The organism is Faecalibacillus intestinalis (genome assembly GCF_015097455.1).
Lineage (GTDB): Bacteria > Bacillota_I > Bacilli_A > Erysipelotrichales > Coprobacillaceae > Faecalibacillus > Faecalibacillus intestinalis.
In genome coordinates, this window is record NZ_AP024085.1 from 174,486 (window position 1) to 198,314 (window position 23,829).

14 protein-coding genes and 6 rRNA genes are annotated in these 23,829 nt (G+C 37.1%); 18 read left to right on the forward strand and 2 right to left on the reverse strand.

The window, feature by feature from the left end; translation table 11 throughout:
• The first annotated feature begins 129 nt into the window (after window positions 1-129).
• The 15 genes from Fi14EGH31_RS00935 to Fi14EGH31_RS01005 all read left to right on the forward strand — a co-directional run bounded on the left by Fi14EGH31_RS00935 (window position 130) and on the right by Fi14EGH31_RS01005 (window position 20,177).
• The gene (locus tag Fi14EGH31_RS00935) at window positions 130-465 is read left to right on the forward strand and encodes a helix-turn-helix domain-containing protein (protein WP_022001313.1); all 336 of its coding nucleotides are present in this window, start codon (window positions 130-132) and stop codon (window positions 463-465) included.
• On the forward strand, window positions 465-1,145 hold the full coding sequence (locus Fi14EGH31_RS00940) for a LytR/AlgR family response regulator transcription factor (RefSeq protein ID WP_032089395.1): 681 nt from the start codon (window positions 465-467) through the stop codon (window positions 1,143-1,145). Before Fi14EGH31_RS00935 ends, Fi14EGH31_RS00940 begins: the two co-directional genes overlap by 1 nt.
• A complete protein-coding gene (locus tag Fi14EGH31_RS00945) occupies window positions 1,142-2,365 on the forward strand; it encodes a hypothetical protein (protein ID WP_117576137.1) in 1,224 nt (407 codons plus the stop codon). Before Fi14EGH31_RS00940 ends, Fi14EGH31_RS00945 begins: the two co-directional genes overlap by 4 nt.
• Window positions 2,366-2,418: 53 nt before the next feature.
• Window positions 2,419-3,924 (forward strand): LCP family protein, encoded by a 1,506-nt coding sequence (locus Fi14EGH31_RS00950; protein ID WP_117576138.1) that lies wholly within the window; start codon window positions 2,419-2,421, stop codon window positions 3,922-3,924.
• Window positions 3,925-4,157: 233 nt separating this feature from the next.
• A 16S ribosomal RNA gene (locus Fi14EGH31_RS00955) occupies window positions 4,158-5,682 on the forward strand.
• A gap of 215 nt (window positions 5,683-5,897) precedes the next feature.
• A 23S ribosomal RNA gene (locus Fi14EGH31_RS00960) occupies window positions 5,898-8,800 on the forward strand.
• Window positions 8,801-8,874: 74 nt separating this feature from the next.
• A 5S ribosomal RNA gene (gene rrf, locus Fi14EGH31_RS00965) occupies window positions 8,875-8,982 on the forward strand.
• 421 nt (window positions 8,983-9,403) lie between these two features.
• A 16S ribosomal RNA gene (locus tag Fi14EGH31_RS00970) occupies window positions 9,404-10,928 on the forward strand.
• 215 nt (window positions 10,929-11,143) lie between these two features.
• Window positions 11,144-14,046: ribosomal RNA gene (locus Fi14EGH31_RS00975) — 23S ribosomal RNA — on the forward strand.
• Between the two features lie 74 nt (window positions 14,047-14,120).
• A 5S ribosomal RNA gene (rrf, locus tag Fi14EGH31_RS00980) occupies window positions 14,121-14,228 on the forward strand.
• Together the 16S, 23S and 5S rRNA genes form the textbook arrangement of a ribosomal RNA operon.
• An 84-nt stretch (window positions 14,229-14,312) precedes the next feature.
• On the forward strand, window positions 14,313-17,519 hold the full coding sequence (locus Fi14EGH31_RS00985) for an ABC transporter ATP-binding protein/permease (protein WP_200765038.1): 3,207 nt from the start codon (window positions 14,313-14,315) through the stop codon (window positions 17,517-17,519).
• Window positions 17,520-17,580: 61 nt separating this feature from the next.
• Window positions 17,581-18,510, forward strand: coding sequence for a GTP-binding protein (locus tag Fi14EGH31_RS00990; protein ID WP_117576134.1), 930 nt, complete (start codon window positions 17,581-17,583; stop codon window positions 18,508-18,510).
• Between the two features lie 51 nt (window positions 18,511-18,561).
• Window positions 18,562-19,290, forward strand: a complete 729-nt coding sequence (locus Fi14EGH31_RS00995; RefSeq protein WP_117788900.1) for a YdcF family protein — start codon at window positions 18,562-18,564, stop codon at window positions 19,288-19,290.
• A gap of 11 nt (window positions 19,291-19,301) precedes the next feature.
• Window positions 19,302-19,772, forward strand: a complete 471-nt coding sequence (locus tag Fi14EGH31_RS01000) for a hypothetical protein (protein ID WP_117788899.1) — start codon at window positions 19,302-19,304, stop codon at window positions 19,770-19,772.
• 63 nt (window positions 19,773-19,835) lie between these two features.
• Complete coding sequence (locus Fi14EGH31_RS01005; protein ID WP_022002559.1) at window positions 19,836-20,177, forward strand: hypothetical protein; 342 nt, start codon at window positions 19,836-19,838, stop codon at window positions 20,175-20,177.
• Window positions 20,178-20,197: 20 nt separating this feature from the next.
• Here the strand turns inward: Fi14EGH31_RS01005 and Fi14EGH31_RS01010 are convergent, their stop codons facing one another.
• Window positions 20,198-21,013, reverse strand: coding sequence for an Mrp/NBP35 family ATP-binding protein (locus tag Fi14EGH31_RS01010; protein ID WP_022002560.1), 816 nt, complete (start codon window positions 21,011-21,013; stop codon window positions 20,198-20,200).
• A gap of 113 nt (window positions 21,014-21,126) precedes the next feature.
• Between Fi14EGH31_RS01010 and Fi14EGH31_RS01015 the strand changes: the two genes are divergently transcribed.
• Genes Fi14EGH31_RS01015 through Fi14EGH31_RS01025 form a run of 3 tightly spaced genes read left to right on the forward strand, consistent with a single transcriptional unit; the run spans window position 21,127 to window position 22,935 of the window.
• Window positions 21,127-22,467 (forward strand): MATE family efflux transporter, encoded by a 1,341-nt coding sequence (locus Fi14EGH31_RS01015; protein WP_117788898.1) that lies wholly within the window; start codon window positions 21,127-21,129, stop codon window positions 22,465-22,467.
• Window position 22,468: 1 nt separating this feature from the next.
• Entirely contained in the window at window positions 22,469-22,633 is a 165-nt protein-coding gene (locus Fi14EGH31_RS01020) for a hypothetical protein (RefSeq protein ID WP_158561474.1), read from the forward strand.
• Entirely contained in the window at window positions 22,633-22,935 is a 303-nt protein-coding gene (locus tag Fi14EGH31_RS01025; RefSeq protein ID WP_200765039.1) for a hypothetical protein, read from the forward strand. Before Fi14EGH31_RS01020 ends, Fi14EGH31_RS01025 begins: the two co-directional genes overlap by 1 nt.
• 22 nt (window positions 22,936-22,957) lie before the next feature.
• On the opposite strand, the gene Fi14EGH31_RS01030 is transcribed toward Fi14EGH31_RS01025, so the two are convergent.
• On the reverse strand, window positions 22,958-23,755 hold the full coding sequence (locus Fi14EGH31_RS01030) for a DUF11 domain-containing protein (protein WP_200765040.1): 798 nt from the start codon (window positions 23,753-23,755) through the stop codon (window positions 22,958-22,960).
• Between the last annotated feature and the right edge of the window lie 74 nt (window positions 23,756-23,829).

Genomic DNA, 23,829 nt, shown 5'->3' on the forward strand with positions numbered 1-23,829 from the left:
AAATTAAAGAAATAGTGGGAAAATTAACTAGAATGTTATTGATTAAAAAGTATATAATACTATTTGAGATAGTAGAATATCGCAATTATTTATTTATCAAACGAGAATCTTTTTATGGAGGACAAAATAATGTTAGGAGAGAGATTACAATATTTAAGATTAGAAAAAGGAATGACACAAAAGGAATTATCAAAAGTATTTAAGGTATCATTGAAAACAATACAGTTTTATGAACAAAATAGAACCATCCCAGATATATATTTAGTTGCTGAAATGGCTAAATTTTTTAATGTTTCATGTGATTATATTTTAGGAGTTGTCAATACACCTATTCCATTAGACGAAAGAGAAGCAGAAGCTAAAGACCATATTTATATGCCAAAAGAGTTTATGAAAAACAAAGAAACAAGAAGAACATATAAAACAATTGTGGAGTATGTAAAAATGGTTCATGAGATGAAATAATGTATAAAGTAGCAATTTTAGATGATGAAAAAAACTTTTTAGAAGAAATACATAACTGCTTACAAGAGTATGAAATGTTTGAAGTTTCATATTTTCAAGAAGCAAAGTTGTTGATTGATGAAATTGATTATTTTGATGTTGTTTATATAGACTATGAGATGGAAAATATGACAGCATTTGAGTTTTTTAAAGAAACTCAAATGAGTAAATACATTAGAATCATCATTACTAAATATGATCATATTGTTTATAAAAGCATAGATTATGATATTTTTGATTTTATTAGAAAAAAGAAATTAAAAGAAGATATTCACAATAAGATGAATAGATTGCTTAAAAAATTAGAATCAGATCACGATCGAATTATTGTAGAAAGTGGTAATCGAATTGTTGCGATATATTATGATGATATACAATATATACATACAGATAAAAATTATATTGTAATTCATGGAAGAGAGGAGTACAAAATACGCTCTACTTTCAAAGATTTTATTAAGAAGATAAAGAAAAATGATTTTATTACAATTTCTTATGGAATCCTTGTAAATATGAGATATGTTCAATACATTAATCTAAAAGAAATGATGGTGGTTTTAGAAAATGAAATACAATTACCTTTAAGTTATAAATATAAAAATTCTGTAAAAGAAGCTTATCAGGAATATAAAATACGATGAAATTATTTCTAGATATTATTTATGTTTTGATAGAAAATTTAATTTATGTGATGTATCTTGATTTATTCTTTAAAAATAGAAAAGAGGTAAAGCATAATAAAATATTCTTTATAGTATTTATGAGTTTTTTATCTTTAATGATGAATAAATATTTTGCTATAAGTTATGGAGGCATTATCTTATTGATTATAAGCTTAATATATATTCATCTTTTTTATGATGGTGACATTTATAATAAGATAATTAAACTTATTTTTGTGAATGTTAATATGTTGCTTATTAATGGATTGTGTATGTTTTTATTAAATCAACAATCACTATATTATATTGTTTATACTTATGATGGATATTTAGGATATTTGATTACTTTTATTTCTAAGGGAATATGGGTGATAGAATATTTTTATTTAAAAAAGTATTTGAAAGAAGAGTTTCAATTAAATAAACATATTTGGTTTTTTGTTATGATAACACTTGTAGCTATTATTTTTTTAGATCTTTATACTTTTAATGAATATCTGATGAATCAAATGCGTTTATCATCGATTATTTGTTTGTATGTAGTTTCATTAATGATGATTGTATTGATTTATATATTATGTTTAGAAATGACACAGTACTATCAACGTTTAATGAATCGAAAAATTCATGAACAAGCATTACAGTATGAAGAAACACTTGTGGAAATTGCTAATCAAAAAAGTAAAAAATATAACAAAATTATTCATGATTATAAAAAGCTTGTTAAAGATTTAAAAGAAAATCAGGAAATTGAACTTAAAGATATATCATTAGAAATACCGACAGAGGTTATTCACACAAACAACATTGTGTTAAATTATGTTTTTAATCGGTATACAGAAATCATGAAGGAACATCAGATTGATTTTTATGGAACTTATTCTGATCAAATTTATCAAGGTGTTTCTTCTTATGACTTAGCCACTATTTTAAAATTATTATTGGATCACGCGATTGTTCTTAGTCAAAAAACAACACATAAAGCAATTCATTATACGATAGAAAGTCAAAGATATTATACAATTATTAAGATAAGATGCTTGATTGAAAATGAAATTGTCGTTGATCATCATTTTAAGAAGAATGAATATTTGATAGAAGAAATATGTAGAAAATATAATGGGAAAAAATTGTCAAAAATAGAAGATAATCAGTATATGTTTGGATGTTATTTAGAAAATAGTGGCGATTTGCTATAAAATGTCGATTGTGCTATGATAAACGAGAATTAACCAACATATGGAGGATGATTATGAAACAAAACAAATTTATGCGATTTATGACATCCAGAGCACTTATTTTGACATTACAAGTTGTCGCATCTGGTGTCCTTTTATATTTTGTGTATTTAACAAAATTATTACCTGTTAAATACTTTGCTATTTTAGCTGCTGTTTTGGCAGTATTGGTTTTATTGTTTTGGATTATTATTCAAACAGGAAAGAAAAAAATTGTTGAAGGGAAAACAAGTAAAAGAACTATTATTTCTAAAGTGTTGAGTTTAATTGTTTCAATTGTTTTAGTAATTGGAAGTACTTTTGCTGCAAGAGGAAATACTTTCTTAAATAATGTACAAACAACAACTCAAAAATACGCTATCAATGTCATTGTTTTAAAAGATGGTGATTATGGAACAGCATCACTTGATGGTTTAAAAGGTGTTAATTTTGGTAGATCATATGAAAAAGAAAAAGCTACATTAAATAAAGCTTTAGCACAAATGGAAGAAACGATTGATACACAAAAGTATACGACATATGATACATATTCTCAATTAGCAGATGCTCTTTATAATAAAGAAGTAGATGCAATTGTTGTTGGAACACAATATAAATCAATGTTAGAGTTAAATCATGAAGGTTTTGATGAAGAAACAAGAATTGTAAAAACATATGAATTTGATAAAAAAGCAAAATCAGTAACAACAGCAGTAACAGATGTAACTGAAAAGCCATTTAATGTATATGTAACTGGAATCGATACATATGGTTCTGTATCAACAGTATCAAGAAGTGATGTTAACTTAATTGTTACTGTTAATCCAAAAACTAAACAAATCTTAATGACAAGTATTCCACGTGATTGTGAAATTGAACTTCATAAAAATGGTAAAATGGATAAATTGACACATACTGGTATCTATGGTGTTGAAGAGACTATTTCTACGATTGAAGACTTTTTAGATTTAGATGTTAACTATTATGCAAGAACAAACTTTAGTGGTATTACAAATATTATTGACGCATTAGGCGGAGTAACTGTTGATTCTGATTATGAATTTACAACAAGACATGGTAACTATCATATTGTAAAAGGTGAAAATGAATTAGATGGTGATAAAGGGCTATGTTTTGTAAGAGAAAGATATAATTTACCAAGTGGAGATTATGATCGAGGACGTAACCAACAAAAATTATTAAAAGCAATGTTGAATAAGGCAATGTCACCAAAGATTATTACTAATTTCCAAAGAATCTTAACAGCAATCGAAGGATGCTTTGAAACAAACATGTCTTCTGACGAAATTAAATCATTAATTAATATGCAACTAGATGATAATGCTGAATGGGATGTTTTCAATGTACAACTTGATGGAAAAGGGTATATGACAGATCAAACTTATTCAATGCATGGTACATCAATCTATGTTATGAAACCTTACGCATCATATGTTAAAAAGATTACTAAACTTATTGATCGTGTTGAAGACGGTGATAAGATAACTGAAAATGATGTAAAAGGTTTAGGTGGAGAATAGTAGAAAATTTAGAATGGATCCATAAGATCCATTCTTTTTTTGAAAAAAATTAAAAAAATTATAAATAGTTATTGACTTTATTAAAAATTAATTGTATTATGTACAAGTCGGCAGGAAACAAACTTGCTGATGAGGACATTGAAAACTGAACAGGAAAGAATAAAACACAACGTCAATTAAGTTAAAGAAATAAAAAAGAGCTAAACAGACCAAAGTTGTCTGAAAGAAATAAGACAATGGAGAGTTTGATCCTGGCTCAGGATGAACGCTGGCGGCGTGCCTAATACATGCAAGTCGAACGCTTCACTTCGGTGAAGAGTGGCGAACGGGTGAGTAATACATAAGTAACCTGGCATCTACAGGGGGATAACTGATGGAAACGTCAGCTAAGACCGCATAGGTGTAGAGATCGCATGAACTCTATATGAAAAGTGCTACGGGACTGGTAGATGATGGACTTATGGCGCATTAGCTGGTTGGTAGGGTAACGGCCTACCAAGGCGACGATGCGTAGCCGACCTGAGAGGGTGACCGGCCACACTGGGACTGAGACACGGCCCAGACTCCTACGGGAGGCAGCAGTAGGGAATTTTCGGCAATGGGGGAAACCCTGACCGAGCAACGCCGCGTGAAGGAAGAAGTAATTCGTTATGTAAACTTCTGTCATAGAGGAAGAACGGTGGATATAGGGAATGATATCCAAGTGACGGTACTCTATAAGAAAGCCACGGCTAACTACGTGCCAGCAGCCGCGGTAATACGTAGGTGGCGAGCGTTATCCGGAATTATTGGGCGTAAAGAGGGAGCAGGCGGCACTAAGGGTCTGTGGTGAAAGATCGAAGCTTAACTTCGGTAAGCCATGGAAACCGTAGAGCTAGAGTGTGTGAGAGGATCGTGGAATTCCATGTGTAGCGGTGAAATGCGTAGATATATGGAGGAACACCAGTGGCGAAGGCGACGATCTGGCGCATAACTGACGCTCAGTCCCGAAAGCGTGGGGAGCAAATAGGATTAGATACCCTAGTAGTCCACGCCGTAAACGATGAGTACTAAGTGTTGGGAGTCAAATCTCAGTGCTGCAGTTAACGCAATAAGTACTCCGCCTGAGTAGTACGTTCGCAAGAATGAAACTCAAAGGAATTGACGGGGGCCCGCACAAGCGGTGGAGCATGTGGTTTAATTCGAAGCAACGCGAAGAACCTTACCAGGTCTTGACATCGATCTAAAGGCTCCAGAGATGGAGAGATAGCTATAGAGAAGACAGGTGGTGCATGGTTGTCGTCAGCTCGTGTCGTGAGATGTTGGGTTAAGTCCCGCAACGAGCGCAACCCCTGTTGCCAGTTGCCAGCATTAAGTTGGGGACTCTGGCGAGACTGCCGGTGACAAGCCGGAGGAAGGCGGGGATGACGTCAAATCATCATGCCCCTTATGACCTGGGCTACACACGTGCTACAATGGACAGAGCAGAGGGAAGCGAAGCCGCGAGGTGGAGCGAAACCCATAAAACTGTTCTCAGTTCGGACTGCAGTCTGCAACTCGACTGCACGAAGATGGAATCGCTAGTAATCGCGAATCAGCATGTCGCGGTGAATACGTTCTCGGGCCTTGTACACACCGCCCGTCACACCATGAGAGTCGGTAACACCCGAAGCCGGTGGCCTAACCGCAAGGAAGGAGCTGTCTAAGGTGGGACTGATGATTGGGGTGAAGTCGTAACAAGGTATCCCTACGGGAACGTGGGGATGGATCACCTCCTTTCTAGGGAGAGAAAGTTGTGCTTTCTTGTTTGGTTTTGAATGTCCATGACATTCAAGAGGACATTGAAAACTGGATAGTAGTAAAAAAAATTGCGAAAACGATAAAGAAGAGATTAGACATTAAAGAAAAAATAAGGTCTAGTACGAAAAGTCGAAAGTAACTAAGATTTTACAGCAAGTGTAAACGAAAAAAAGTTCAAGCAAGCAAACCTAGAAGGTAAAGCAAGAAAGGGCGTATGGGGAATGCCTAGGCACACTCCGGCGAAGAAGGACGCAGCAAACAGCGAAATGCGACGGTGAGCGGTAAGCACGTGAAGAGCCGTCGATATCCGAATGGGGGAACCCACACGGAGTCATATCCGTGTATCACATGTCGAATACATAGACATGATGAGGCGAGACGCAGGGAACTGAAACATCTAAGTACCTGCAGGAAGAGAAAATAAGAATGATTTTCTGAGTAGCGGCGAGCGAAAGGGAAAGAGCCCAAACCGATCTGAGGATCGGGGTAGTAGGATCATCGATAAATCAAACAGAGGATCATAGAGGAATCACATGGGAAGGTGAGCGAGAGAGGGTGAGAGCCCCGTACTCGAAATGAGAGACTGGAGAGAGATGACACCTGAGTAGGGCGGGACACGAGAAATCCTGTCTGAATCAGCCGGGACCATCCGGCAAGGCTAAATACGAGAGAGTGACCGATAGTGAACCAGTACCGTGAGGGAAAGGTGAAAAGAACCCCGGGAGGGGAGTGAAAGAGAACCTGAAACCATATGCCTACAAGAAGTCAGAGCCCGTTAAAGGGTGATGGCGTGCCTTTTGTAGAATGAACCGGCGAGTTACTGTATGGAGCGAGGTTAAGCAGGATATGCGGAGCCGAAGCGAAAGCGAGTCTTAAGAGGGCGCGAGTTGCATGCAGTAGACCCGAAACCGGGTGATCTAGCCATGACCAGGTTGAAGTTGGGGTAAAACCCGATGGAGGACCGAACCGACCCCCGTTGAAACGTTGGCGGATGAGTTGTGGCTAGGGGTGAAATTCCAATCGAACCCGGAGATAGCTGGTTCTCCCCGAAATAGCTTTAGGGCTAGCGTCGAGAGAAGAGTTGCGTGAAGGTAGAGCACTGAATATGTGATGGCCCCATCTCGGGGTACTGAGCATAATCAAACTGCGAATGTCACGCCAACATGCTCGGCAGTCAGACAGCGGGTGATAAGGTCCGTTGTCAAGAGGGAAACAGCCCAGACCATCAGCTAAGGTCCCAAAATGTATGCTAAGTGGAAAAGGATGTGGAGATGTACAGACAACTAGGAGGTTGGCTCAGAAGCAGCCATCCTTTAAAGAGTGCGTAACAGCTCACTAGTCGAATGACTCTGCGCCGATAATTTACCGGGGCTAAGCATACTACCGAAGCTATGGATCCCAAGGGATGGTAGGGGAGCGTTCCATGAACGGAGAAGTACGACCGAAAGGACGTGTGGAGATCATGGAAGAGAGAATGCCGGTGTGAGTAGCGGAACGTGGGTGAGAATCCCACGCACCGAAAACCCAAGGTTTCCAGAGGAAGGTTCGTCCGCTCTGGGTAAGTCGGGACCTAAGGCGAGGCCGAAAGGCGTAGTCGATGGACAACAGGTAGAGATTCCTGTACCCGTATATATGTGAAGGAATGACGGAGAGAGGAAGCTGCAGCCAGCGGCTGGAAGAGCTGGTGCAAGCGAGATATCGGGATGGCAGGCAAATCCACCATCCGAAACGAGAAGGCGTGAAGCGTACGGAAAGCTACGGCGAGTACGGAAGGCAGTGGAGGAACTTCCAAGAAAAGTTTCTAACGTTAAGTATATATGGCCCGTACCGAAAATGGACACACATGGGTGAGGAGAGAATCCTAAGGTGAGCGAGAGAACTATAGCTAAGGAACTCTGCAAAATGACTCCGTAACTTAGGGAGAAGGAGTGCTCATAGAGATATGAGCCGCAGTGAAACGGCCCAAGCGACTGTTTACCAAAAACACAGCTCTCTGCTAAGCCGCAAGGCGAAGTATAGGGGGTGACGCCTGCCCGGTGCTGGAAGGTTAAGGGGAGGGGTTAACGCAAGTGAAGCCCTGAACTGAAGCCCCAGTAAACGGCGGCCGTAACTATAACGGTCCTAAGGTAGCGAAATTCCTTGTCAGGTAAGTTCTGACCCGCACGAAAGGCGTAACGATTTGGGCGCTGTCTCAGCTGTAGACTCGGTGAAGTCTTAGTACCTGTGAAGATGCAGGTTACCCGCGACTAGACGGAAAGACCCCATGGAGCTTCACTGCAGGTTGATATTGGGATTTGATGCAGCATGTACAGGATAGGTAGGAGGCAAAGAGATGGATACGCCAGTATTCAAGGAGCCGCTGTTGGGATACTACCCCTGTTGTATTGGATTTCTAACCGGACGACGTAGAGCCGTTGACGGGACAGTGTCAGTCGGGCAGTTTGACTGGGGCGGTCGCCTCCCAAAGAGTAACGGAGGCGCCCAAAGATACCCTCAGCTTGGATGGAAACCAAGCGCAGAGTGCAAAGGCAAAAGGGTGTTTGACTGCGAGACCCACAAGTCGAGCAGGGACGAAAGTCGGGCTTAGTGATCCGGCGGTGCTGAATGGAAAGGCCGTCGCTCAACGGATAAAAGCTACCCTGGGGATAACAGGCTGATCTCCCCCAAGAGTTCACATCGACGGGGAGGTTTGGCACCTCGATGTCGGCTCATCGCATCCTGGAGCTGAAGTCGGTTCCAAGGGTTGGGCTGTTCGCCCATTAAAGCGGTACGCGAGCTGGGTTCAGAACGTCGTGAGACAGTTCGGTCCCTATCTGTCGTGGGCGCAGGAAATTTGAGAAGAGCTGTCCTCAGTACGAGAGGACCGGGATGGACGCATCAATGGTGGACCAGTTGTCACGCCAGTGGCATAGCTGGGTAGCTAAATGCGGAAGGGATAAACGCTGAAGGCATCTAAGTGTGAAACCCACTTCAAGATGAGATTTCCCATTGCGCAAGCAAGTAAGACCCCTTAAAGACGATAAGGTAGATAGGTCAGGAGTGTAAGCATGGTGACATGTTAAGCGGACTGATACTAATAGGTCGAGGGCTTGACCGAAAAGGCAAGCGAGCTTGAAAGAAGAAAAACTACTGTCTGGTTTTGAGTGTCCTGAAGACACTTGACAAGAAGAATCTGGTAATGATAGCATGATGGACACACCTGTACCCATTCCGAACACAGAAGTTAAGCATCATCGCGGCGAAGATAGTACATTGTGCGAAAATAGCTCGTTGCCAGTTCCTTCTTTTTTTTTATGTTTTTACATGATCCTTTAGATACGGGAATAATTTATCAGATATTATAGAAATGGATAAAATACGTATTATTTTGTATATAAATTATGTTTGAAGATATAAAAAATTCTCTTTTTAGATATGAAATGAAGTATATAAACAAGGAATAAGAAAAAGTAATCAAAAATGATCAATAGAAAAAACGTTGATATAAAAGCAGAAAAAGAGGGAAATAGAGAAAAAATAAAAAAATACAGAAAAAAAGCTTTACAAAAGGGAGAGGAGATGGTAATATAAATGGGCACTCGACGAGAGAGTCAAGTGAGAGGACATTGAAAACTGAACAGGAAAGAATAAAACACAACGTCAATTAAGTTAAAGAAATAAAAAAGAGCTAAACAGACCAAAGTTGTCTGAAAGAAATAAGACAATGGAGAGTTTGATCCTGGCTCAGGATGAACGCTGGCGGCGTGCCTAATACATGCAAGTCGAACGCTTCACTTCGGTGAAGAGTGGCGAACGGGTGAGTAATACATAAGTAACCTGGCATCTACAGGGGGATAACTGATGGAAACGTCAGCTAAGACCGCATAGGTGTAGAGATCGCATGAACTCTATATGAAAAGTGCTACGGGACTGGTAGATGATGGACTTATGGCGCATTAGCTGGTTGGTAGGGTAACGGCCTACCAAGGCGACGATGCGTAGCCGACCTGAGAGGGTGACCGGCCACACTGGGACTGAGACACGGCCCAGACTCCTACGGGAGGCAGCAGTAGGGAATTTTCGGCAATGGGGGAAACCCTGACCGAGCAACGCCGCGTGAAGGAAGAAGTAATTCGTTATGTAAACTTCTGTCATAGAGGAAGAACGGTGGATATAGGGAATGATATCCAAGTGACGGTACTCTATAAGAAAGCCACGGCTAACTACGTGCCAGCAGCCGCGGTAATACGTAGGTGGCGAGCGTTATCCGGAATTATTGGGCGTAAAGAGGGAGCAGGCGGCACTAAGGGTCTGTGGTGAAAGATCGAAGCTTAACTTCGGTAAGCCATGGAAACCGTAGAGCTAGAGTGTGTGAGAGGATCGTGGAATTCCATGTGTAGCGGTGAAATGCGTAGATATATGGAGGAACACCAGTGGCGAAGGCGACGATCTGGCGCATAACTGACGCTCAGTCCCGAAAGCGTGGGGAGCAAATAGGATTAGATACCCTAGTAGTCCACGCCGTAAACGATGAGTACTAAGTGTTGGGAGTCAAATCTCAGTGCTGCAGTTAACGCAATAAGTACTCCGCCTGAGTAGTACGTTCGCAAGAATGAAACTCAAAGGAATTGACGGGGGCCCGCACAAGCGGTGGAGCATGTGGTTTAATTCGAAGCAACGCGAAGAACCTTACCAGGTCTTGACATCGATCTAAAGGCTCCAGAGATGGAGAGATAGCTATAGAGAAGACAGGTGGTGCATGGTTGTCGTCAGCTCGTGTCGTGAGATGTTGGGTTAAGTCCCGCAACGAGCGCAACCCCTGTTGCCAGTTGCCAGCATTAAGTTGGGGACTCTGGCGAGACTGCCGGTGACAAGCCGGAGGAAGGCGGGGATGACGTCAAATCATCATGCCCCTTATGACCTGGGCTACACACGTGCTACAATGGACAGAGCAGAGGGAAGCGAAGCCGCGAGGTGGAGCGAAACCCATAAAACTGTTCTCAGTTCGGACTGCAGTCTGCAACTCGACTGCACGAAGATGGAATCGCTAGTAATCGCGAATCAGCATGTCGCGGTGAATACGTTCTCGGGCCTTGTACACACCGCCCGTCACACCATGAGAGTCGGTAACACCCGAAGCCGGTGGCCTAACCGCAAGGAAGGAGCTGTCTAAGGTGGGACTGATGATTGGGGTGAAGTCGTAACAAGGTATCCCTACGGGAACGTGGGGATGGATCACCTCCTTTCTAGGGAGAGAAAGTTGTGCTTTCTTGTTTGGTTTTGAATGTCCATGACATTCAAGAGGACATTGAAAACTGGATAGTAGTAAAAAAAATTGCGAAAACGATAAAGAAGAGATTAGACATTAAAGAAAAAATAAGGTCTAGTACGAAAAGTCGAAAGTAACTAAGATTTTACAGCAAGTGTAAACGAAAAAAAGTTCAAGCAAGCAAACCTAGAAGGTAAAGCAAGAAAGGGCGTATGGGGAATGCCTAGGCACACTCCGGCGAAGAAGGACGCAGCAAACAGCGAAATGCGACGGTGAGCGGTAAGCACGTGAAGAGCCGTCGATATCCGAATGGGGGAACCCACACGGAGTCATATCCGTGTATCACATGTCGAATACATAGACATGATGAGGCGAGACGCAGGGAACTGAAACATCTAAGTACCTGCAGGAAGAGAAAATAAGAATGATTTTCTGAGTAGCGGCGAGCGAAAGGGAAAGAGCCCAAACCGATCTGAGGATCGGGGTAGTAGGATCATCGATAAATCAAACAGAGGATCATAGAGGAATCACATGGGAAGGTGAGCGAGAGAGGGTGAGAGCCCCGTACTCGAAATGAGAGACTGGAGAGAGATGACACCTGAGTAGGGCGGGACACGAGAAATCCTGTCTGAATCAGCCGGGACCATCCGGCAAGGCTAAATACGAGAGAGTGACCGATAGTGAACCAGTACCGTGAGGGAAAGGTGAAAAGAACCCCGGGAGGGGAGTGAAAGAGAACCTGAAACCATATGCCTACAAGAAGTCAGAGCCCGTTAAAGGGTGATGGCGTGCCTTTTGTAGAATGAACCGGCGAGTTACTGTATGGAGCGAGGTTAAGCAGGATATGCGGAGCCGAAGCGAAAGCGAGTCTTAAGAGGGCGCGAGTTGCATGCAGTAGACCCGAAACCGGGTGATCTAGCCATGACCAGGTTGAAGTTGGGGTAAAACCCGATGGAGGACCGAACCGACCCCCGTTGAAACGTTGGCGGATGAGTTGTGGCTAGGGGTGAAATTCCAATCGAACCCGGAGATAGCTGGTTCTCCCCGAAATAGCTTTAGGGCTAGCGTCGAGAGAAGAGTTGCGTGAAGGTAGAGCACTGAATATGTGATGGCCCCATCTCGGGGTACTGAGCATAATCAAACTGCGAATGTCACGCCAACATGCTCGGCAGTCAGACAGCGGGTGATAAGGTCCGTTGTCAAGAGGGAAACAGCCCAGACCATCAGCTAAGGTCCCAAAATGTATGCTAAGTGGAAAAGGATGTGGAGATGTACAGACAACTAGGAGGTTGGCTCAGAAGCAGCCATCCTTTAAAGAGTGCGTAACAGCTCACTAGTCGAATGACTCTGCGCCGATAATTTACCGGGGCTAAGCATACTACCGAAGCTATGGATCCCAAGGGATGGTAGGGGAGCGTTCCATGAACGGAGAAGTACGACCGAAAGGACGTGTGGAGATCATGGAAGAGAGAATGCCGGTGTGAGTAGCGGAACGTGGGTGAGAATCCCACGCACCGAAAACCCAAGGTTTCCAGAGGAAGGTTCGTCCGCTCTGGGTAAGTCGGGACCTAAGGCGAGGCCGAAAGGCGTAGTCGATGGACAACAGGTAGAGATTCCTGTACCCGTATATATGTGAAGGAATGACGGAGAGAGGAAGCTGCAGCCAGCGGCTGGAAGAGCTGGTGCAAGCGAGATATCGGGATGGCAGGCAAATCCACCATCCGAAACGAGAAGGCGTGAAGCGTACGGAAAGCTACGGCGAGTACGGAAGGCAGTGGAGGAACTTCCAAGAAAAGTTTCTAACGTTAAGTATATATGGCCCGTACCGAAAATGGACACACATGGGTGAGGAGAGAATCCTAAGGTGAGCGAGAGAACTATAGCTAAGGAACTCTGCAAAATGACTCCGTAACTTAGGGAGAAGGAGTGCTCATAGAGATATGAGCCGCAGTGAAACGGCCCAAGCGACTGTTTACCAAAAACACAGCTCTCTGCTAAGCCGCAAGGCGAAGTATAGGGGGTGACGCCTGCCCGGTGCTGGAAGGTTAAGGGGAGGGGTTAACGCAAGTGAAGCCCTGAACTGAAGCCCCAGTAAACGGCGGCCGTAACTATAACGGTCCTAAGGTAGCGAAATTCCTTGTCAGGTAAGTTCTGACCCGCACGAAAGGCGTAACGATTTGGGCGCTGTCTCAGCTGTAGACTCGGTGAAGTCTTAGTACCTGTGAAGATGCAGGTTACCCGCGACTAGACGGAAAGACCCCATGGAGCTTCACTGCAGGTTGATATTGGGATTTGATGCAGCATGTACAGGATAGGTAGGAGGCAAAGAGATGGATACGCCAGTATTCAAGGAGCCGCTGTTGGGATACTACCCCTGTTGTATTGGATTTCTAACCGGACGACGTAGAGCCGTTGACGGGACAGTGTCAGTCGGGCAGTTTGACTGGGGCGGTCGCCTCCCAAAGAGTAACGGAGGCGCCCAAAGATACCCTCAGCTTGGATGGAAACCAAGCGCAGAGTGCAAAGGCAAAAGGGTGTTTGACTGCGAGACCCACAAGTCGAGCAGGGACGAAAGTCGGGCTTAGTGATCCGGCGGTGCTGAATGGAAAGGCCGTCGCTCAACGGATAAAAGCTACCCTGGGGATAACAGGCTGATCTCCCCCAAGAGTTCACATCGACGGGGAGGTTTGGCACCTCGATGTCGGCTCATCGCATCCTGGAGCTGAAGTCGGTTCCAAGGGTTGGGCTGTTCGCCCATTAAAGCGGTACGCGAGCTGGGTTCAGAACGTCGTGAGACAGTTCGGTCCCTATCTGTCGTGGGCGCAGGAAATTTGAGAAGAGCTGTCCTCAGTACGAGAGGACCGGGATGGACGCATCAATGGTGGACCAGTTGTCACGCCAGTGGCATAGCTGGGTAGCTAAATGCGGAAGGGATAAACGCTGAAGGCATCTAAGTGTGAAACCCACTTCAAGATGAGATTTCCCATTGCGCAAGCAAGTAAGACCCCTTAAAGACGATAAGGTAGATAGGTCAGGAGTGTAAGCATGGTGACATGTTAAGCGGACTGATACTAATAGGTCGAGGGCTTGACCGAAAAGGCAAGCGAGCTTGAAAGAAGAAAAACTACTGTCTGGTTTTGAGTGTCCTGAAGACACTTGACAAGAAGAATCTGGTAATGATAGCATGATGGACACACCTGTACCCATTCCGAACACAGAAGTTAAGCATCATCGCGGCGAAGATAGTACATTGTGCGAAAATAGCTCGTTGCCAGTTCCTTCTTTTTTTTTGTGTTTTTACATACTATTAATCATAAGTTCAAATTGAAATGATAATTTTATTCTATATGGAGGGGAAAAGATGTTACAAATAACAGATATCTGTAAACAGTATAAAACGGGAAATTTTATTCAAAAAGCTTTAGATCATGTCAGCCTTAATTTAAGAGATAATGAATTTGTGGCGATACTTGGTCCAAGTGGCTCTGGTAAAACCACACTTTTAAATATTATTGGTGGATTAGATAGATATGACAGTGGAGACTTAATTATCAATGGTATCTCTACAAAAAAATATAAAGACCGAGATTGGGATTCTTATCGTAATCACACAATCGGTTTTGTTTTCCAAAGTTACAACTTAATTCCACATCAGACAATTTTATCCAATGTTGAACTTGCGCTTACTATTTCTGGTGTTTCTAAAGGACAAAGAAGAGAAAAAGCAATTGATGCTCTTACCAAGGTAGGATTAGGACAACAAATTCATAAAAAGCCTAATCAGTTATCAGGAGGACAAATGCAACGTGTTGCTATTGCAAGAGCATTGGTTAATGATCCTAATATTTTATTGGCTGATGAACCAACAGGAGCCTTAGATAGTGAAACGAGTATACAGGTTATGGATTTATTAAAAGAAGTTGCTAAGGACAGACTTGTTGTTATGGTTACTCATAATCCAGAACTTGCCAAAGAATATGCAACACGTATTGTTACATTAAAAGATGGAGTTATTTTAGATGATACAAACCCATATCATGTTAAAAGTTTTGTCCCACAACATTGTAATATGGGGAAAACATCTATGTCTTTACTTACATCACTATCCCTTAGTTTTAATAATTTGAAAACAAAAAAAGGAAGAACTTTTTTAACATCTTTTGCAGGTTCTATAGGGATTATAGGAATAGCTCTTATATTATCTTTATCAAATGGTGTTAATACGTATATTCAAACAATTGAAGAAGATACGTTGTCAGAATATCCTTTACAAATTACAAGTACTGGTATAGATATGTCATCAATGTTAGTAGATGATAGTCGAGATAAAAAACAATCTTCTAAAAATGATATTCAAGTAGCTAATATGATGACTACAATGTTTTCTAAAATTGGATCAAATGATTTAGAATCATTAAGGAGTTATATTCAAAGTAATCAAAAACAATTAAAAAATTATTCCAATGCAATCGAATATACTTATAGTGTGACACCACAAATATATCGCTATCAAGATAATACTTATAGACAAGTTAATCCTGATAAAACATTTAGTTCACTAGGAATGGGATCATCTACAAGTTCAAATAATATGATGTCTTCCATGATGTCTACAGATGTCTTTAAATCCATGCCTAAAAATACCAACTTATTTAGTGGACAATATGATATGAAAGCAGGTCATTGGCCAAAAAAATATAATGAATGTGTTGTTGTTCTTACTTCCTCTGGAAAGATAAGTGATATGATGGCTTATACACTTGGTTTAAGAGATTCATCAGAATTAGATCAAATGGTACAACAGTTTGCTAATGAAGAAGATGTAGATGTGACATTAAAAGAGGATGATTATAGTTATCAAGATATTTTAAATAAAACATTCAAACTTGTTAAATCGGCGGATTATTATGAATATGATGAACAATATCATGTATATAAAGATAAATCTAATGATCAAACATATATGAATCAACTTGTTCAAAATGGTGAAGATTTAAAAATTGTAGGCATTGTCCAACCTAAAGATGACCAAACAGCGACCATGTTATCAACAGGAATTTATTATCCATCATCGCTTGTACAACATATTATAGAAAAGTCATCTACAACTCAAATTGTTCAAGATCAAATAAAAAATAAAAATGTGAATATTTTTACAGGAAATGCTTTTGAAGAAAAAAATTCACAATTTGATTTAAGTTCATTATTTACAATTGATCAAAACAAAATGCAATCAGCATTTAAGTTCAATACACAAGCTTTACAATTAGATTTTACGAATTTAAATCAAGAACTGACAAATCTATCACTTCCAACATTAGACATGAATCAAATAATTAATCAAATTCAATTTAATGTTTCAAGTGATCAACTTGATCATTTAGCTAATTCTTTATTAAATGGTTATTTAGAATATGAAAAAAATCATCCAGAAGTAAATATTAATCAAGCTACACAAGAATTTATAAATTACTTGCAAACAGATCATGCACGTCAAGTTATAGAAGAACAAGTAAAGAAATATATTGAAGATGGTATTGATCAAAATGAAATGCAACAAATTATCAATGCTGTCTTAGACGATTATAAAAAACAATTAAGCGCAAATGATTTAGATATTACAAAAATAAATGAGTATTTAATGAGCTATTTAAATTCTCAAGAAGCAAAGAATATTTTAACTCAAGAAATGACATCTATTATACAATCAACAAACATAGAAACACAAATTTCTCAAATTATGTCTCAATATATGCAATCATCTATGCAAAATTTATCATCCTCTCTACAAAGAGGTATTCAAAAAAGTATGATATCTATGAGTTCTTCAATGGCAAATGCTTTTCAATTTGATAGTCATGCTTTTGCAGAAGCAATGAGCTTTAGTGGTGATGAAAATGATTTTATGAGTATTATTTCATCAATGATGACAAGTGAACAAGATTCATATGATAATAATATAAAGAAATTAGGATATGCTGATTTTAAAAAACCAGCAAGTATTAGTATTTATCCTAAAAACTTTGAAAGCAAAGAAAAAGTGATTCACTTTTTAGATACGTACAATCATAAAATGGAAAAAACAAATCAAGAAGAAAAAGTCATTACGTATACAGATTTTGTGGGAACATTAATGTCTTCGGTAACTGATATTGTTAATGTCATTAGTTATGTCCTTGTAGCCTTTGTAGGTATTTCATTGGTTGTTTCTTCAATTATGATAGGTGTTATTACGTATATTAGTGTTTTAGAACGTAAAAAAGAAATTGGTATATTAAGAGCCATAGGTGCTTCTAAACGTAATATTTCGCAAGTATTCAATGCTGAAACATTTATTATTGGCTTGTTTGCAGGTCTTATTGGAATTATTATTACATTAATCGCTCTTATCCCAGCTAATATTGTTATTCACAATATTGCAGATACAACAGCTGTTAATGCTTCTTTACCACCAGTTGCAGGAATTGTTTTAATTATTTTAAGCGTGATTTTAACTCTACTTGGAGGAATTGTTCCTTCTAAAAAAGCAGCGAAAGAAGATCCTGTAACAGCGTTAAGAACAGATTAAAGAGTCTTTCTATTAGACTTTTTTTTCTTTAGATATATAATAAAATCAAGGAGTGAAGATTATGGTAAAAGTAGATTTAATAACAGGTTTTTTAGGATCTGGTAAAACAACTTTCATAAAAAAATATGCTCAATATTTAATTGATCAAGGATATAGAATTGGAATTATTGAAAACGATTTTGGTGCAGTTAATGTTGATATGATGTTATTACAAGATTTAGAATCAGAAAACTGTGAATTAGAAATGGTAGCAGGAGCTTGTGATAAGGATTGTCATCAAAGACGTTTTAAGACAAAATTGATATCTATGGGAATGAGAGGGTTTGATCGTGTTTTAGTAGAACCGTCAGGTATTTTTGATGTAGAAGAATTTTTTGATGTTTTACATGAAGAACCTCTTACAAATTGGTATGAAATAGGAAATGTATTTGCAATTGTAGATGCCTCATTAGAAAAGAATTTATCTAAAGAAGCCTCTTATTTACTTGCAAGCCAAATTGTAAGTGCAGGAAAAATTATTTTAAGTAAAGTAGATACTACAAGTAAAGGAAGAATTGTAGAAACAATTCAACAAATGAATGATGCACTTGCTTTATTTCATGGAAAACCTCTTTCACAAGAAAGATTAAAAATTAAAAAATGGGATGAAATGACCCAAGAAGATTATCAAGAATTATTAAATAGTCAATATACAAATGATTATATTGAAAAATTATGGTTTAACCAAAATGATGCTTTTCAATCTCTTTATTATATGAATAATAGATTCAATCAAGATGAATTTATTCAAAAAATAAATCATATATTTAAAGATCAAGATTGTGGTCATGTCATGAGAGTTAAAGGTTTTTATCAAAAAGAAAAACACTGGTATGAAATCAATATGACTCAAGAAGATACCTCTATACAAGAAATCAATCAAGGGCAAGATGTCATAATTGTTATCGGTGAAGAACTAAATAAAAATAAAATAGATCAATATTTTAAATAGAGATGTCAAAATCTCTATTTTTTGTTAGAATGAATCCAAGTAGGTGAAACAATGAAAATTATAAAATATTTATTACTGATATTTTTTATCATAAGTTTTATTATTTTTTTACTTCCTTTTTTATTAAAAGGAATCTTAAATATTGGAAATATAGCAGGAATGATAGTTTCTTTAGGTTGTTTCCTTATTATCTTTTTTAATAAGCCATTACATCATTTGATTTTTTCTAAAATAATATTATCTTTCATAATCATCCTTTTAGCAATTATTTCTACGTGTTCTTATAAAATACTTACAAATATGAATATATTACCTCAAGAAGAAACAACAGTTGTTGTTTTAGGATGTCGTGTTAAAAATAAAAAACCAAGTCTTGCATTAAAAGAAAGACTTGATAAAACATATCAATATTTAAATGAAAATCCTAAATTACAATGTATTCTATCAGGTGGACAAGGTGCTAATGAAGAAATATCAGAAGCTAAATGTATGTATCAATATCTTGTAAATAAAGGAATTGATCCTCATCGCTTATATCAAGAAGATAAGTCTACTTCTACAAGAGAAAATATATTGTTTTCTTATCAATTAATTAAAAAAGAAAATTTACCTAAAGCAATCACGATTATTACAAATGAATTTCATGAATATCGTGCACAAACAATAGCTCGTCGATTAAATATCAAAAGTTATGCTATAAGTGCTCATACTGCTTGGTGGTTATTTCCTACATATTTTGTAAGAGAAATCTTTGGCATTGTTTATGAATTTATTTTTTAGGAGGTAAGATTATGGGAGGAATAAGTGTGTTAGTAGTTTTAGGTTTATTTATGTCTTTTTATGCGGTATATCTTTTTTTGATCTTTATCAGCATCTTTTATCTTGTTGAAAATTATATTTTTGAAAGTCTTTTTCTTTATAATAAAACACATTCAAAGAAATCATGGATTCCTTATTACAGTAAATATCTTCTAGGAAAAGAAGTAGCATTGGAAAAGGAAGGATTATTTTTAATGATGATTGAAATTATGGGAACAATTCTTTTTTATCTCTCTTTAAATGTTCAATTAGGTTCATTAGATACAATTATCTTTTTATTATTTTTAGGATGTGTTTTACTTTCTTTTATTATGAATATTTATATTTTACATCAAATTATAAAAAAGGTTTATCCTAAATATGGAGATTGGATCACTGTTTTCAATGTTTTAACATTGGGATTTTTTAGATCTATAAGTTTATTCCTTGTTAGAAATAAATAATAAAAAGACTATCTTTTTTTAAAGTTTGTGATAATATATTACACGAAATATGAGGTGATTGAGATGAAACAAGTTGTTTTAGAATTTGATGATGAAGAAATGGAATTATTAGAAGAACAATTTAAACAAATTCAAGATGTTGCTGGAATGGAAACAATTGAAGATTATATATATTATGCGACAATGTCACATTGTAAAACAATGCAAGCAGCATCAAAAATGTTTGGACAATCAGGTGATATTGAAAAACTTATGGCTGATGAAAATGTTCATGTTGGTGTTGTAAACATGCCTATTCAATTATCTAATGTAGAAGATAAAGATGAATTTAGTAGATATTTAAATGATGTTTTAAATGATGCCGTAAAAGACTTCATGAATCGTAATAATGAGCCACTAAATTAAAAAAGCACGTGAGTGCTTTTTTAAATATCTTTTACTTTTTGAGAAAACTCATCAAACCAATCAGAATGATAATTTTCAACATAACCTTGATCAGATAATTGAGTCAATTCACTATCAATAGGTAATTGACCAAGTAATGGAAGTTGATAACGATCAGCCACTTCTTGACTATGACTCTTACCAAACATATAAATTTTCTTATCACAATCAGGACATTTAACATAAGACATATTTTCAACGATACCAATAATATCGACATCCATTTTTTTAGCCATATTAACAGCTTTACTTACAATCATCCCTACAAGTTCTTGAGGACTTGTCACAATGATTATACCATCTAATGGAAGTGATTGAAAAACTGTAAGTGGAACATCTCCTGTTCCTGGAGGCATATCAACAAACATATAATCAACATCTCCCCACATTACATCAGACCAGAATTGTTTGATCATTCCTGCAAGTACGGGACCACGCCAAATAACTGGTGTATCATTTGATTCTAATAATAAATTCGTAGACATAATTTTAATTCCTTGACTACTTTCAACAGGTGTGAATTCTTTACCATTAGATAAAACTTGTTTGTTTTCTACGCCAAAAATACGCCCTATAGAAGGTCCTGTAATATCACCATCTAGAATAGCTACTTTATATCCTTCTCTTTGTTTAGCAAGCGCCAATAATGAAGTTACTGAAGACTTTCCAACGCCTCCTTTACCACTTACAACACCAATCACTTTTTTTACATGAGAATGTGCATTCATTGGTGCTAAAAAATCTTTTTTTGAACATGTACTTTTACATGAATTACAATCATGATTACAATTAGCCATACTACTCTCTCCTTTAACCTCTATACATTATAACCTAAAATCAAAAAATAAAAAAATAATATGATTGACTTTATATTAAAAACTCTTAATAATTAAATCTATGGAGGAAATTTATGAAAAATTTAACTACAGGTCATTCTTTAAAACTTATCTTTTTCTTTGCTTTACCTTTAATGTTCGGTAATCTTTTACAACAACTTTATATCATGGTAGATACCATGATTGTAGGGCGTTTTGTAGGTGTTGATGCATTAGCTTCTATTGGTGGGGCAGATTGGATCAACTGGGCTATTTTAGGACTTTTAATGGGCTTTACACAAGGATTTTCAATTCGTGTATCTAATTGTTTAGGGGCTAATGATGAAAAAGGAATGGAAAAATCAATTGCGATGTCCTATCTTTCATGTTTTGTAATAGCAATTTTAGTTATCATTTTTTCACAAATAATTATCGAACCTTTATTAAAACTATTAAATACACCAAGTCATACAATTCAAGGATCTATTACCTATTTAAGAATCATGTCTGGTGGAGCTTTAATTGTAATCTTTTATAATTGTTTTTCAAGTATTTTAAGAGCTATAGGAGATAGTCGTACACCGCTTATTGCAATGGTCATTGCTGCTTGTTTAAACGTTATACTCGATTTATTATTTGTTTGTATCTTTCATCAAGGAATTGCTGGTGCAGCAATAGCAACATTGATTTCACAATTATTTGCAGCTACTTTTTGTTATTTTAAATTAAGAAAAGAATTACCCTTTAAAATTAAAAAAGAAACTTTTCAAATAGATCAAAAACTTATTTATCAACTCATTAAATTAGGTTTACCATTAGCTTTTCAAAACTTGATTATTGCTTTTGGTGGAATTGTTTTACAATCTGTAGTTAATGACTTTGGTTTCTTATTTATTGCTGGTTATACAGCAACAAATAAACTCTATGGAATATTAGAAGTTGTTGCTATATCCTTTGGTTATGCAATTACAACCTTTGTTTCACAAAACTATGGAGCTAAAAAATATCAAAGAATGAAATCCGGTGTTTTTCAAGCAAATATTTTATCTGTTTTTATTTCCATTGTTATTATGATCGTTATTCTATTCTTTGGTAAAAAAATATTATTACTTTTTATATCTACGACACCAAAACAAACACAAATTGTTTTAAAATATGCTTATGATTATTTATTTACAATGGCTGTTTGTTTACCAGTTTTATATATGTTATATTCTTATAGAAGTGCTCTTCAAGGGATGGAAAATACGATTATTCCAATGGTATCAGGAATTGTTGAGTTAATTATGAGAGTATCAGCAGCACTTATTTTACCGCATTATATGGGTGTTTATGGAATATATTTAGCAGAGGTTCTTGCTTGGATTGCTGCTGCAATCATGCTTTATATTTTTTATCATATAGATTTACATCAATTAGATAAAGGAGTTATGTAATATGGGTTGGTTTATTTTTATGTGGTTTGTCATTTTAATTGTAATGCTTATTCTTTATTTTATCATGATTGCATTTAAGGTAAGTAAGTTATATCATGATATAGAAAAAAGACAAAATGATGATTTTGAAAATATATCAAAGTTTAAAGAAAGGATGATGAAATAATGTTAGGAACATTATATGTTGTTATATCAAGTTCAAAAGAAGAAGATTATCAAAAAGTAAAAGAGGAATTATTAGAAATCTATCCTGATTTTTCAGTATCTCCTTACAAAGAATCACAAATGGAAAAAGATGCAGTAGAATTCTTTGCAACATGTCAAATTGATAAAGAAAAAGCTCAAGAAATTTTAGATCAGTTAAATAATGATTGGGATGGAGAAGTAGATGATTGTATTGCTTATGGATTTAATACAAAAATGTTTGATTCTCTTGTCTATCATTTAAATTTTCAATTATACGATTAAAATGGATGCCATGGCATCCATTTTAATTTGTATAAATTCCTGAAACAGAAAGCGTACTAGTACCTACAGGAATAGCTAAATTAGGAATTGTAAGTGTTGTTCCAGTAACATAAGTTGTTGGATCATAGATAATAGGTGTAGGTGAATCAGGTGTTGTTAGAGAAATACTATTAATTGTATATCCTGTTGGGAAAACATCACTAAATGAAACATTTGTTGCAGTTTCATTACCATTATTGATAATTTGGAAAGTATAAACAAGTGTGTCTCCACTATAAATACTAGCTTTATTTGCTGATTTGGTAATATCTAATGATACATAATTTGCTAGTGTGACAGTTGCACTAGGATTTGGTGTGACAGCAACGATAGGACCAGTGGTTGATCCACCATTGGCTGTAATTGTTTGTGTATTTGTAAGCACATCTGGTCTTGTTGTAGGTGTCGTTGTTTCAAAAATAATAAGCACATTATCATTAGGATTTATTACATTATCAATGGTAAAAATAACTGTATTATTTGTTATTTGTACGTTTACTTCAATCGGTGTACCATTTAAATAACCTTCTACACTATTATCAACATATTGAGTGAGTCCTTTAGCTAAATCATCGACAACTGTTAAATTATAAAGTGAAGCACTTCCTGTATTTTCTACTCTTGTTACATAAGTGATTGTTTGATTAGGGGTATAAGTATCAAGAAGTGCTTCTTTAGTAGCAGTTAAGTCATAGAGACTTAATATTTGAGTTGTTACTGTATTTGAATTAGTTGTCATATTGTTGTAAAGCAAAGTGGCTTGATTGGCTATATTGTCCATAAATAACCTCCTTTCATTGTACTATATGAGGAATTAAAAAAGGATGTATGGACAAAAGGGCATAGAATAATTAT

Coding starts and splice junctions, on each gene's coding strand:
- Fi14EGH31_RS00990 (WP_117576134.1), top strand. CDS start 17,581: ATGGTAAAAGTAGATTTAATAACAGGTTTTTTAGGATCTGGTAAAACA.
- Fi14EGH31_RS01000 (WP_117788899.1), top strand. CDS start 19,302: ATGGGAGGAATAAGTGTGTTAGTAGTTTTAGGTTTATTTATGTCTTTT.
- Fi14EGH31_RS01015 (WP_117788898.1), top strand. CDS start 21,127: ATGAAAAATTTAACTACAGGTCATTCTTTAAAACTTATCTTTTTCTTT.
- Fi14EGH31_RS00985 (WP_200765038.1), top strand. CDS start 14,313: ATGTTACAAATAACAGATATCTGTAAACAGTATAAAACGGGAAATTTT.
- Fi14EGH31_RS00945 (WP_117576137.1), top strand. CDS start 1,142: ATGAAATTATTTCTAGATATTATTTATGTTTTGATAGAAAATTTAATT.
- Fi14EGH31_RS01025 (WP_200765039.1), top strand. CDS start 22,633: ATGTTAGGAACATTATATGTTGTTATATCAAGTTCAAAAGAAGAAGAT.
- Fi14EGH31_RS01030 (WP_200765040.1), bottom strand. CDS start 23,755: ATGGACAATATAGCCAATCAAGCCACTTTGCTTTACAACAATATGACA.
- Fi14EGH31_RS00940 (WP_032089395.1), top strand. CDS start 465: ATGTATAAAGTAGCAATTTTAGATGATGAAAAAAACTTTTTAGAAGAA.
- Fi14EGH31_RS01010 (WP_022002560.1), bottom strand. CDS start 21,013: ATGGCTAATTGTAATCATGATTGTAATTCATGTAAAAGTACATGTTCA.
- Fi14EGH31_RS00935 (WP_022001313.1), top strand. CDS start 130: ATGTTAGGAGAGAGATTACAATATTTAAGATTAGAAAAAGGAATGACA.
- Fi14EGH31_RS00995 (WP_117788900.1), top strand. CDS start 18,562: ATGAAAATTATAAAATATTTATTACTGATATTTTTTATCATAAGTTTT.
- Fi14EGH31_RS01005 (WP_022002559.1), top strand. CDS start 19,836: ATGAAACAAGTTGTTTTAGAATTTGATGATGAAGAAATGGAATTATTA.
- Fi14EGH31_RS00950 (WP_117576138.1), top strand. CDS start 2,419: ATGAAACAAAACAAATTTATGCGATTTATGACATCCAGAGCACTTATT.
- Fi14EGH31_RS01020 (WP_158561474.1), top strand. CDS start 22,469: ATGGGTTGGTTTATTTTTATGTGGTTTGTCATTTTAATTGTAATGCTT.